Below are 13,539 nucleotides of genomic sequence, written 5' to 3' on the forward strand. Positions count from 1 at the left end.
TGCTTATAACTGGAAAAGGTGCTCAAGTACGCTTGCCGATTCACCGCTAGTCATTTCCTGAACATATGGCCCTAATTCCGGTGCAAGAATGTCAATCGTGGTCGCAATATCTTGTGTTGTACTACGACCGAGACCGTAAGCCAGACGGGCAACGGCTTGCGCTTGTTCATCAGGAAGTAAAGAGAGTAGCGCTGCTTTTAGTGCTTCCCATGGCGCACAAGCCGGGTGTTCTGGCTGGTGGTTGTCCACATAGATTGTCTGCCATAGTTCTGGGGCAATACGAGAAGGCGTGATGTCAGTATTTTGCTCAAATGGCCGTTCATCCGACCATATATTCTCTGCCAGAAACAGAGGTAACTGGTAAGCAAGAGGAGCCTGTAATGGAAACGTGCTTTTCCCGGTGGTGAATGTGAGTAAAAAAAGTATTGGGTGCCGGATGGGCAAATGTCGCAAAGCCTGTCGCCGATCCGTCCAACTGCATGCGGCAGAATGGGGAGTTCTGAATAAACACTCGTGGAGTTCGGGGAGCAGCGTTTCTGGCGGAGTACGGTTAAAACCACGCAATTCAATAATGCTCGCCAGCCCTGCCTCTTGTTGTTGGGTCAAAAAATCGCCCAGTGTCATGGTATGAGTATCGCCGGATAAGCGGATCAGCGTGGGGGAGTTCATTAAATCGCTGAAGCTAAAATGATCGCTATGTACCGATACTTCCCCCCAAACATTACCGGCTAAAAGGTTCGCTAATGAAGCGATAGTCTGTTTTGTCTGTTTTCCCATCAATCCGATCGCGGGTGTAATACTCGCAGTGGCAATCAGGCTGGATAATAAAGATTCACTTAGTCCCGTTGCCTGTGCCTGTTTTTCGATAGCCAATGATAGTTGATGCTTGCGAGTCAGGAGGCTCACCTCTGCTAATGGGAAATTAGAATTTACTGATTCGGCTACAGGTTCTGGTGTTATCCGTTGTTGGACAGGTTGTTCCTGCGCTGTTTCATTTTTGATAATCGCCCGCAGTAGCGCTGTCTGGGCTAGCGTTTCCACTCCCGCTTGAGATGCGGCTTCGAAGGTCTTTTTAATCCGTTGTTCCAGCTCATTTTCTTGCTGACGTAGTGCTTTATTAATTCGATCGGTCTCTTTTTTCAGTTTTTTCTTCTGATCGACTATTTCATTTTCAAGCTGTATTTTCTTTTCAGATAATACCATTATTGATTGTTTAATCTGATACTGTTCGTCTTCGTAACGAGTCAGTATTTCCTGTTTCTCAATATTAATTTGCGCCTCAACCTCAGGTAAAGCCAGTAACTGTTGAGTCGTATCATTAAGAAAGGATCTTGTATCTGCTATCTGTTCCAGATGAGATACTGCACGAAGATAGGATGCCTCATTATCAGATTCATGTTCAGCAATAAAATGGGTTAAGTTTTGTAGCTGCCCTTTACTGAATTGAGGGAAGTCTTTTGCTGAATCAGTTCGTTTAAGCAGGCGTTTGATCCACGTAGTAGCTTCAGCACAATCATACTTTTCACTCACCTGAGGGAGTTCAGTGATCACCGTGAGGGCATGAGAACCAAGTAATGTCTGAGGAACCTGACGATAACTCTCCAGCGGCATATCAAAGTCATATTTTTTAGGATCAGACAAGTCACCCGGTAATCTCAGGGATACTCCATCACTTAGCTGAAAAATGACCGACGTATCGTTTTGCGGTTGGTAGCTGGTGAGTAACCACTCTCTGACAGTATCAGGTTCATCTGAGGCATGAGGCAGCGCGACGACAGGATAAACGCGCGACAGGTAGTCAGTAATGACATACTGCGCGGGTTTATCAGACGGCTGATATCGGGCTTTCCATATTGCAATTTCACCCCGAGTAAATTTTTTGCTGAAATGATTCTCAAAACCAATGGCTTCACCACCATGAGGGAAAAGATCTTTTACCAGTTCCTCCGGGAGGTCTCGTAGGTTGCCATTAATTAACAGACTAATCGGCGTAACAAAAAAAGCGCCGGACGCGGTTAACGCTAACACTTTTCCAATGAACATAACTTCGTCCATCGAACTGTCGATTTCTTTGGAAACAACGGGAGGAGCCTGTATTACACTGGTACCATCCATTTTTTTAAGGTCGTGACTGGCTTCAAACTGATCGATAAGTTCACCCAATTTTCGCGCCAGCGGTAAAGAATGTTCTGATAGCTTTGTCCGCCATCGATTATCGGCTGTACGCGTTCCCCTAAGTGCGTCAACCAATCCCCCAACAAACAGTGGAATAGTGCGCTCTGGCATAGAAATTTCTTTACCCTGACTAATTAAGGCACATTGTTCAATGTCTTCGTCAGTGAAATTAATTGTCAAGGAGTCAGAAACACCATGTTGGGGTAAATCAATTTCTTCACCATTCAGGAATTTCGTTATAATTTCAGGGCAGTCAGAAGAAATATAGAATCCCAGAATGGTGCGCCATAACGGTTTACAGAGTTCAATATCTTCTGCATTACTTTCTGCTTCTAACAGATCTCTAAGAACAATTTGTGGGTCATTTTGTTCAGAAAACGTTAAATTTTCACGAAGCCAATCAGACACAACAGGTTTGGCCTTAGGTGGTAACGTACGGAGAAAATGTAACCTTTTCTCCGGTCCTTTCGGTAAATTATCCGCTTTAGCGCCATTTCTGGTGAGTCTTTGCTTGCACTCTTGCAAGCATCTGATCAATTCATGAGATTCTGTACCGAAGTAGTACATTTGGCCCAGCCGGTCGCTGATAATATTTTTCTTTTTAGCCATCTTAAACGTTCTCCTTACCACCTGATTCTGTAAAATTACTGTAAGGTTCTGCGCAACTTGCGTGTTGTCAGCGCTCTGTTCCGTCGTGCCAACGCTCGTTGACAGGAGGGGAAGGTCATTACATTGTCCCAGAGTGGAACTTTCCCCCCTGCAAATAAGTAACCACCGTTATCTGCTATCGACAAGCATCCATGGGCAACATGGATCCACCACTGTAAAACGGAGGGCGGTAACGCAATAATTTTCGTTGACCAGCACCAGCCACTATCGCCTTTTTGCACACCAACCGTTTCTCCTGAACATATCATCTGAGCCATTAAGGCCCAGGAGAAGCTATCGGTTTGCCAGTATCCAGCATTCTGCCTAATAAAATAACGATAACGCTGTTTTTCCTGACACCGTATCAATAGATTATTTGCCGTTTGAGTAATCCGCTGTTCTTCTGACCATTGGTATTTTTCAGCTTGCCATAGCGACACATGGAGATCCGGGGGTAAAGCCGGGGTAAACTGCATTTGAGACATCGGTAGCAATACTCCGCTCAAAGCATTTACGGGGAAATCGTCGTGATTAACCAAACGTAACCCAAACTGTTCAATGAAAGCATGGACACGCTCTCTGGCTGACAGATGCAATTCAATACAACCCATTGAACAGCCGTTATCCTCAACTAACCGACGCCCTATTCGCTCACCGTTATTAAGTGCTTCTTGTAGAAGATTACGTTCACTTCTTGTAAACATCCCCAGAATTCGAGCAACAATTCCCTGCTCAGTGACATCAACGGAAATGGTTCTTTCAGCCAATGAGACTAACGAATATGGCGCATGACGTCGTTGTACTACACAAAGCCAGCCAGCGGCAAAGAGCATGCGACGCAATTGCCATTCGGGTATCCTCGTTACCTGTGATACCGGTTCAATATGTTTTTTTAATTCACCAAAAGGCAATGTGCTACGGCGTTGAAAACGCAAGGCCAGCGCTTCAGCGATCCAGTCAAATGCTGCGGGTATATTATGTAATTCAGTATATTGACATGTTACAGGAAAGCCATTTTCATACTTCCATAACATCTGAGCACCACTCAATGGCGTTATTTCTTCGCGTTTCAGTGGGGGGATCACTGCCGTATCCCCTAACGCCATTAATACTCCCGATGGTCCATCAGTCAGCCAATCATGTGGCTCTGAAATTTTACAATAAGTGGCGTAAGGCGCATGATCTAACACGTGCACATCAAAATTTACTGGGATATCTGAATGCGCTAACGTAAGTTCGTAGCGACAAAATGCCTGACCAGATATTTCCATCAACTCCTCTGGTGAAATGAATAATCCTTCAGCTCCCTGAGATAGCGAGCCATGAGTTAATTCTTCTCCGTCTTTATTGCTGATGACATAGCATCCTCTTAGTACTTCAGGCATATGAATTATCGGTGTACTGGCAGGGTTAAGCAGTATAGCCTGTCCAAATCGCGCTGCACCTGACATACGAGGTCGAGCAGGCTGCCATCCCTGTATTAGAAAACGACGGGCTTCTTCTGGTAACAAACGGGCAATCTTATCCAGCGTTTGCCTGCCAACTTTATCGGAAGAAACTATCGACCATTTGGTAGATTTAATATCCCGACGTTGTACTCTTTCGCCAACCTTCTTCAAGACAGTGAAAACACTGTCTGCATATGTATGATGAAGTATTAAATAGGTTGGAGAATCTTCATAATATTCTCCTTCTGAACTAATATGACAAAAATCATCACGAAAAAGCGGTAAACACCCAGACCGCAATGCGACTCCCACTCGTGATTTATAGAAATAACCCTTCCGTTTTTTTAATAATAAATCCAAGGAATTTAATGTGGTGCCTATGTCTCGTTCGTAATATATATTATTATAGTTCTCTATTTCATTAGGCAAGGAGTAATAATGCTGGATTTCTGAGGCTGTAGCAGCAGCGTCATCCATAAGAAGATAAATCTCCGGATTACCTGAATCATTAAACTCCATGTGAATACAATACTTACCATTCTCTTTGAGTTGTTCTCTCTCCGTATGTACAGTGATATCACGAACAGCGCCCCAAAAAGGAGAGTCATAAGCCTGCTGCATGGCAGCCTTTGAAAGTAATGTTCTGAACTCAATAAACTCTTGGTTAAAAACCTCGCTAAAATAATATATATATTGATGTACTACCTTATTAACTGATTCAAAAGTTGAATAGTTATCTAGTTTATTATCGATGAGAATATTCCGTAAAAAGACCTCATCTTTGTAGCAGGGAAAAGCAATTCTCTTGGAATACCCAATCAATCTTTCATGCTTTGATGGCCTTGGCAAGATTAAACGGGTACAGTTTTGTCTTTTACTACTCCATCTTTCTAACCTTTCCCATAAGTTGGGTAATTCAGTAAAAACAAATTTTTTATTTTTATCAAAGCCAAGCAGCACAGAAAATCGAACCCGAAAATCCCCTTCGTCATGTGTTTCATCATCAGCACTGGCAGCAAGTAATGTTAAATATAAAACGGCAAAATAAGTAGGGTATCCTTTTATTTGCGCTAAAATGTCTAATCGCGACTCATCTCTGAGAGCATCCTGGATTTTAGACGCTTTTTTTCCAAACGAAATCAGGAAACTTCGCTTAGCATCCTCTTTGCTACGTGGACCTGCAAGTTGCTCAAAAATGCGGCCCGTAGTATCAATTCGGCTTAAAGTCGAGCCCGTATGCGAAGACTCAAGAAAGACGATCTTTACTAGTTCAGCATTCCATTCTTCTAAAGTAACCGGGAAAGAATCATCCATACTCACCGCCTAATTACCGTTCGCTGTCATCATTTTCAAACCAGTACCAGAAAATAAATGCCGAAAAAGTACCTCAGCCAGCAGTGGAGGAACAGCATTACCAATTTGGGTAAATTTTGACTCGACGTCTCCTACAGGCTCAAAACCCTGTGGAAAAGTTTGTATTCGTGCACATTCCCGCCATGATAACCGCCTTGCCTGTTCCAGTTTGGGACGAGAAGTATCAACAATTAGATGCTCATATTCATCAGAAAAGTCCCAGCGCTGCTTCCAGCCATCCTCCAGGTTTGACCATGTTAACTTCATCACCGGGCTGGCAGGATGTAATGTCACATGACGCCAGTTAGCTACGACGGTGTAAGCAGGGCTGTCCCATAGAGCTTTACGATTTCGGGACATGAAATACCATGAGAAATGCCCTTCAGGATCATGTGGTCGTTCGTAAAACTCACCTTCAGGCCATAGTGGTAAATCCCTAATAGCCTCACCATGTGAAACATAGGGTTTTAAATGAGGATTCTTTTTTGTCGCTTTGCCATGTGTTTCAGCAGGAAATTCAAAGTATTGCCCCAGGTCGTTTCTGACACCAATGATAAACAAACGCTTGCGTGACTGAGGTACGCCATAAGCCCTTGCGTTTACCATATGATAGCTGACCTGGTATCCGGCAGCTTTGTATGCTGTGAGCTGTTGTTCCAGAAAACTACCGGCTCCCAAATGTTTCAAGCCAGAAACATTCTCAGCAACAAAATACTTAGACCGAACGGTCTCTAATACCCGTAGAAAGTGTTTATAAAGATTTGTTCTGTCGTCATTGTTTGGTTTTCTGTTACCTGCCATTGAAAATGACTGGCAAGGATAGCCACCAACAACAATATCAACATCTGGAAAAGACTGAATTTGAGAGATATCGCTATGTCTGACATCAGTATCGGGGAAATAATTTCCTAATGTTTTACAGGCATTCTCTACGACATCGTTGGCAAAGACGATGTCTCCACCAGCTGAGGTAATTCCAAAATCCATACCACCACAACCGGAGAAAAGTGAAAGTACCCGAATATTATCGTTCTCTCTCTCAAAAACACTGCTCATACGCCCATACCAAATATCTTCTTCTAACAAACCGTAACTGGTTGTTAATTCGCCATAAAATCATAGAGAAAGATTATACCCCTCAGTAAAGAATCTTACATCAATATACTTAGCTTTTGAGGGGAAAGTGGTGTTTTTGTTGTTAAGGTATTACTAAATGGCCGTTCTTCAGATAGCGCTTCCCACCAAATCCCTCATCAGCAACATCGGATCCATCGGCAACGGTTCAGCGGATAAAATTCCCGCGCTTCTTCAGACAACGCATCAACCAGCGTCCCGCGAATACCGATGGTTTCCGCCACCTGTATTACCCGCAACTCGAGGTCACGTATCAGTGCCAGCCCCATACCTTGCCTATGTAGCGATTTATCCACCTCTAGGCGTCCCAGCACCAGAAGGGGATCGGGCAAGACATATTGCGACAAAAGCGCACGGGGGCAGTATTTGTTGTTACAGCGCTTGAAGCCAGCGAGTAGGAAGACATCACCTTAGCATCGTCGAAGCAGACAAACGTGCGGGATGCGACGGAAAGCTGGTTCTTCATCGCCCACTGTTTTAGCCAGTTATCCATAGAATCCACTCCACAACAGAACGAGGTAAGAATATGCCCTGTATGAAGGGGAAAATGTATTTATTGAAAGCCTCCAGAATGTCAGAGGCATATCCTTCAGACCATCGACCAAATCTCGTCGCATGCCATTCAAGTGCCACAGTCTGGAACGTGTTGTTGAGTTGTCCATCGCAAACCAGTTTCTCTTATTTCTTTGTTGTTGATGGGTGTAAGCATACCCGTTTTAGTTCCACGCACTTTTTGAGATCTCCGGGTTTTTGACCCTGGCCCAAAATCAGTGCAGTGCTAAATCAGAGATCTTCGTCTTTCCGGAGACTTCGGATGAATTCAGCCGGAGTCATGTCATTTAATGATGAATGCGTCCTTTCATGATTATATTCCCTGCGCCAGCTGTCGAGTTTATCCTGCGCATCTTCCAGTGACAGGAACCAGTGAATGTTCAGACACTCATCCCGCAGACTGCCGTTAAATGATTCAATAAACGGGTTATCTGTCGGCTTTCCGGGGCGCGAGAAGTCCATGGTCACGCCGTGTTCATACGCCCATTTATCCAGACTTTTTGAGATAAACTCGCTGCCGTTATCTGTCTGAATACGTACCGGCAGGCGCTTACCCAGCACCCGCAACCCTTCCATCACACCGACCACATCCTCGCCTTTCAGCGACTTTCCGGCATGGATCGCCAGACACTCCCGACTAAAATTATCGACTACAGTCAGCGCCCGGAAACGCCGTCCGTTAAACAGATTATCCGACACGAAATCCATACTCCAGCACTGATCGATATGGGTCAGGACCGGACGTTGCTGGCGTTGTGCTGCACTGACATGTCTGCGGGGGCGCTTTCTGCGCAGGTTGAGGCCTTCCAGACAGTAAATCCGGTGTGTTTTCTTATGGTTAACAAACCAGCCCTCCCGCCGCAGCTGGATATGAATACGCGGACAACCATAGCGTATCCGGGTTTCCGCGATCTCCCGGATACGCAGGGTTATCGCCCGATCGTCACGCCGGCTCTGCCAGTGGTAGACAGTTCTGCTCTGCATCAGTAATCCGCATCCCCGGCGGACACTGATACGGTATGCTTCCTGCAGGAAATGCACCGCCTGGCGCTTCTGAGCCGGCCTCAGAACTTTTGCTTCAGTACCTCCTGCAGCATCTCCTTATCCAGACTCAGATCGGCCACCAGTTTCTTCAGCCGCTGATTTTCATCCTCCAGTTGCCTCAGGCGCCGCAGTTCCGTCACACCCAGACCGGCAAATTTCTTCTTCCAGTTGTAAAAGGTGGCCTCAGAAATGCCCATCTTTCTGCAGACTTCCCCGAATCGGATCTTACGCATAGCGATCTCCTCAGGGGACATAATCAGTATGTCGGAAGATCTCTAAAAGTGAATGGTTCGGTTTGCCGGGATACTTACAAACTCACAACCCAAAGCTATCTTTTTCTAACGACGAGCGAGGGATGGTCTGAAGTACTCGACTCCTCAGCCTCAGCCGGTCTGAAATAAACTAGCGAGAAAAAGGCGGCAATCATAACGCTTTAGAATATAATTCCAGAACGGATCCAATTTGCCACCTTGGACGGTAATCAACTCAGACGAACATATTCATCTTAGAGTCAGATGTTCAACTGGGAATTCATAAAGTACAGCACACTTCCATCATCGAGCTTGACCTCATCTCCACATGCTCCCTTAAAAAGGGCAACACTGCGACTGTCCACCTTTAAACCTTCTTGTGACAAGTAGTGATAAAATGACGGATGATAGTCCAATCCTTCGCGAAAGCGGTAAGGATCATCTTTGGTTCCAACTCCAAAAATATCCCTTCCAAATTTCAATTTTTGACCTTCAAGTATTCGCTTCGCCTTGATACTTTTTCCGAGGTCAGTTGATTTTTCTCGCAGCGAGTCGAGCCAAGATCCGGTCAGCATAGAGGCTACTTGGCGATCCATCATCGCCTCAATCCCACATAGCGTTGAAAGCATAAGTGTCAATTGTGCCAGAATTATCTTATGACCTGACTTCCACCCTTCTCCCCCGCCCCCCAAAAGATCACCTCCGGTAGCAATTGTACCGTGCGCAACATGGGACAAGAAACCGTACTGGCTGAGCACCCCTGGTTGTTTTGAATTCATTGTCCCTAGTGGAGTTAGTATGTTATACGGCTTTTTGATAGACTCTCGCCACAGGTGCTGCCACTCGGACGTTGCACCAGACAAGTTCGAGCTTCCCGCAAGAACTCGTGCCAATTGTTTCTCAGCGTTCGCCAATAATTCCGAAATTTTTCCGGAGTTAGGGGCAGACTTTTCCACCTCATTTTTAGCTTTGGTTAATTTCTCCCCTAACTCGAATGCCAATGCATGATGCTCAAGCATTGAGCGCACGAGTAGCGTCACCCCGAGAACGCTGTCTGCGTTAACAAGTCTCGCCGCTTGACGAGCCATAGACCACATCTTGTACTCAATTACCTCGATGCTGAAGCTCAAACTCGGAACTAGGATCGAGAGCTGCTCATTACCCTCATACGACCCATTCGGTATAGGTAAAGAATTAGCAGCTTGAGCAAGTCGAAATTCTTGTTGAATTAAGAACGAATATCGATTCTGCCCTGAAATTGTCTTAAGTGAGTCAGGCCAAAGACTTGGTGAAAGCTGGCTCTCTCTCAAAGCCTTGATTGCCTCAACATCTGTTGGCCAAGTCGGCGGAGTACCAAAAGCGCTTTCCCAGTTAGACTCGCAGTTAGCAAAATGGTGAAAAGTCCCCTCTGCGTCCTTCCAATCTGCTTCTCTATGCCCCATTTCCACAGAGTATGTCTTTTTGAGGATGGGTAAAGTGACATCCGCCAAGATACGGAAAGGATCAATTGAGGATGTCTGATTCAAAGGTAAAAAAACAATATGATCGCAATTGTCATTTTCAACCCATGGCAATTGAAAAAACGCTTCATAAATCACGATAAAAGCGTCAGCTACAATAGTTGCGGCCTCAGTGGAGTGAGGCCTCACAGATAGAATGTGGCTACCATAGTTAGGATGGACATATTCACTAAGTTGGTTGAAAGCCAGCTTCAGACTTTCATGACGTTTATCGGCTATCTCTTTATCTGAAGCCTGATTAGTCAGCTCCTCCCTATTTTTTGATTCCAGCCTAGGTAAGACCCGACTTTGGAGAAAACGAATTTTTACCGCCACAGCCTCACTGTCAAATGGAGTCTTTTTGCCAAATTCAAAGAGTTCCGCAACGACATTTAATGCATCGAGTTCTTCTATCTGGGTTCGAAGCACTAGAGCAGCCAAATGTAGGTCACCTGTGGTGGAGGCTTGGTCTAACGCCTCTTCCAGGAGCAACCAGCGTGGCCAGACACATGCCAAAAGCAAAGGTTCGATTTTTTGGTGCAATATCTCAGGGGAGTCCAATCGCGCCCGTGATAAATTAAGAGCAGCAAGAATCAGGGTGTGATCACTCAGACCCTCAAGTGCTGGAGGTCTTTGACGCCCTCGCTGCCTCCGCGCGGCAATAGAATCAAGCTTAGTCATCTTATCGCTGAGTTGAGTGTCCCAAATCGAGCGCCATGGGCGGAACACTGGAATGTTAAGCATAGTTAATCGTTAATTCCTTATAGTAATCTGCGCAAAGCAATTTAAAAACTTAGCATGCTTTGCTTGCCTTATCCGCATCACTATCACAAGCAGTGCCAACAACACCCGCGGTGCAATCCACATTATCGCCTCCCTAGCCGTAAACTCCAGTCCCATAATATGTAAACCACCATAGCCTTCTACCCATTGGCTCACCTTTGTTCCGTACCATTCAAGCGCCACAGCCTGAAGCGTGTTGTTGAGCTGCACATCGCGAACCAGTTTTTCTTCTTTCTTGGCAAAAGATGAATCGATGCCCTCAGCCAGCTTTTTCTTGGCTTCATCACGTAGTGCCCTCGCTCGTGCAAGAGACACTGATGGATAAACACCAAAAGCCAAACGCTTCTCTTTTCCATTGAAGCAATATTTCATCCGCCAGTACTTGGAACCAGAGGGAACGACTTCAAGATACAAACCAGCCCCGTCTACCCACTTGTAGGCTTTCTCTCTGGGTTTAGCAGTGTCTACCTGTCACGCATTAAGCTTCATTGGGGGCATCTCCCTGGACCGAACACATAATGCCCCCACTTATACCCCCAACTGTGACTTGATTCCGGTTAAGTCCAGTTGATAACAGGAGATAAGACACGGGTCATAAACCACTGTATACGGGCTTTGTGTTGATTTCGATAGACTTGAGAAGCGTTTGAAATGGTGTCGATAATAGGAGTCGAACCTACGGCCTTCGCGATACTAATGCGAGCAAACTCCAAAATGAGTACAATGATAAGTACATACAAAAATATGAATAAAATAAAACACTTATATCAATAAGATAATTGTTAAATCACGGTTCAACGTCTGATGTCTTAAGCGAGCCGCACGCTGTGGCTCTTTAAATATAAAAATCCACGCGCTTGCGTGGATTTTTTATTGCAGGGAAACTTACTGGTAGTAAAGTCGGAATGAGTACGCCCCGCCCACTTTAACACCATCTACGTAAGCTGTGCCTTTCGGATATTTGTCACCGGCACCCGGCCCAAATCTGTTAAGTAAAAAGATCGGGGCTTCAAATTCCTGTTTTATGGCCCACCAGCTGACGGCATTATCTGGCGTACACTCATCACAGGTCAGGCGCAATACATATTGCTGATTGTGGGTGATCTTCACCCCATCTAAATCAAACCACGCGTAGGCATTGTCTTTGAGCGTTTCCATTTTGACGACCTGGCTTGCGATAACCTTTCCTGAATTATCCAACAGCGCAAGGGTTAGCGGGCCATGGTTTTGCCGCGCAAAGGTTGCCAGCATCAACTCGACCCCTCTGAGAGAATTCGTTTCCGCCATGATCGACTGTTCAAACCGACGCCCATTGGTAAGATAGCCATAGCTGGTATTAAACAGAGGTTGCTCAACAATCGTCACGGACTGCCACATGCGGAGGTCTAAAAATTTTACTGTCGCAGGGTAAGTCGCCGTGATTAAACCCGTTACCATCAACACAGCAACCACGCCTTTTATGATCTTACTACGCAGGTACGCGATCACCTTTGCTATGACTAAAGAACAAACGGGTAAAAAACCAAAGAAATATCTGGCCTGCATTGCACCCGTGTAGCCTGTTTTTAGATGCATGTCTCTGATGGTGAACAGGTATATGATGAAGAAAATGAAAAATGCCACAATCAAAGAGGATGTGATAACAAAGTAACTTTCCTTTTTGGAGGATTTTTTGATTGATACATATCCAGCCATCACAGTTAACACAATCAAGATAGCTTTAACGACGACGATTCTGCTTTCACTGTCTGCAATATAAATATGCCCATAGGGAATAGTCAAAGTTACTAAATTCCCGTTGAGAAAATTGCCAACAAAATCTGAAAAGGCCAGCCGTTTCGCATCGGGGTTTTCAACAAAAAACCACGTCGCAGGCGTGCCCTGAGGCGCAGGATAAAACCCACCATAAATTTTATGCACGCTAATAAAATAGACAACCACAATCGCGACCGAGGCGACAATGATTAGCCATTGTTTTACAGACAGATTCTTTACAAGCTGTATCACTCGGGAAAAATTGAAAATCGCAACGCTCACCAGCATGCACACGATTGCCAGCGAACCGGTGGCTTTTGTGAGTGAGGCGATAATACCGCCTGCACATATACAAAGGATCCACGATGTTAAGGGCTTCTTTTCTTTGTCAATTTCCATTAACCCTAACAGTCCGTAGATAACCAGAGTACAGCCAAGCGTATTGATCTGATCGTTACTGACCGCACTTCCTAATAGCACAAACATAGGGATAACTAATAAAAAAGCCCCCCCCAGAAAAGTCGCGAGGCTGGATTTGGTCGTCTGATATAACATTCGACATGTTAATGCAATTATGATAACCGAAATAAGCATGTTTACGTATCGGCCTACATTTGCAAAAGCATCCTGCAAATCCAACAGCTTGGCCAGCTCGCCCACAATCACATAATAGAGTGCAGGATGATTCAGGTAGTTTAGTTTGTTACTCGAGAAAATGAGGCCTTCCCTGTAATCGGGAAAGTTATTTTTCAGCACATCAACAATGTATCCCATATGAGCAAACTCATCTGGGAAAAAACCTGGATTATAGGATTGTGAATAACCGATGCCCAGCATCAGATAAAACAAACAAAGAGCAATAACAATTAAAACAACGCTGAGTTTTTGTTTAATCAT

The 13,539-nt window shown here is 45.0% G+C and carries 5 protein-coding genes and 4 pseudogenes; all 9 read right to left on the minus strand.

All coding sequences use genetic code 11. The annotated features are described in order from the left end of the window. Positions 1 to 3 precede the first annotated feature (3 nt). Complete coding sequence (locus FFB58_RS05450; protein WP_138369279.1) at positions 4 to 2,784, minus strand: kinetochore protein; 2,781 nt, start codon at positions 2,782 to 2,784, stop codon at positions 4 to 6. Between the two features lie 35 nt (positions 2,785 to 2,819). Next, the gene (locus FFB58_RS05455; protein WP_138369280.1) at positions 2,820 to 5,585 is read right to left on the minus strand and encodes a hypothetical protein; all 2,766 of its coding nucleotides are present in this window, start codon (positions 5,583 to 5,585) and stop codon (positions 2,820 to 2,822) included. Between the two features lie 9 nt (positions 5,586 to 5,594). Continuing rightward, positions 5,595 to 6,710 carry a DNA cytosine methyltransferase gene (locus FFB58_RS05460; protein ID WP_286172540.1) on the minus strand — a complete coding sequence of 372 codons (1,116 nt, stop codon included), beginning with the start codon at positions 6,708 to 6,710 and terminating at the stop codon, positions 5,595 to 5,597. Between the two features lie 138 nt (positions 6,711 to 6,848). Further along, positions 6,849 to 7,311 (minus strand): annotated as a pseudogene (locus tag FFB58_RS23030) (GNAT family N-acetyltransferase). Then, positions 7,293 to 7,463: pseudogene (locus FFB58_RS23035) on the minus strand (integrase); the annotation flags it as partial. The pseudogenes FFB58_RS23030 and FFB58_RS23035, both read right to left, overlap by 19 nt. A gap of 78 nt (positions 7,464 to 7,541) precedes the next feature. Next, positions 7,542 to 8,566, minus strand: a pseudogene (locus FFB58_RS05475) (IS3 family transposase); the annotation flags it as partial. A 299-nt stretch (positions 8,567 to 8,865) separates the two neighbouring features. After that, a complete protein-coding gene (locus FFB58_RS05485) occupies positions 8,866 to 10,848 on the minus strand; it encodes a hypothetical protein (protein WP_138369282.1) in 1,983 nt (660 codons plus the stop codon). 87 nt (positions 10,849 to 10,935) lie between these two features. Then, a pseudogene (locus FFB58_RS05490) lies at positions 10,936 to 11,376 on the minus strand (Arm DNA-binding domain-containing protein); the annotation flags it as partial. 396 nt (positions 11,377 to 11,772) lie between these two features. Beyond that, the gene (locus FFB58_RS05495; RefSeq protein ID WP_138369283.1) at positions 11,773 to 13,539 is read right to left on the minus strand and encodes a DUF2142 domain-containing protein; all 1,767 of its coding nucleotides are present in this window, start codon (positions 13,537 to 13,539) and stop codon (positions 11,773 to 11,775) included.

The sequence above is a fragment of the Enterobacter sp. MF024 genome (assembly GCF_005843915.1).
GTDB classification, from domain to species: domain Bacteria; phylum Pseudomonadota; class Gammaproteobacteria; order Enterobacterales; family Enterobacteriaceae; genus Enterobacter; species Enterobacter barmai.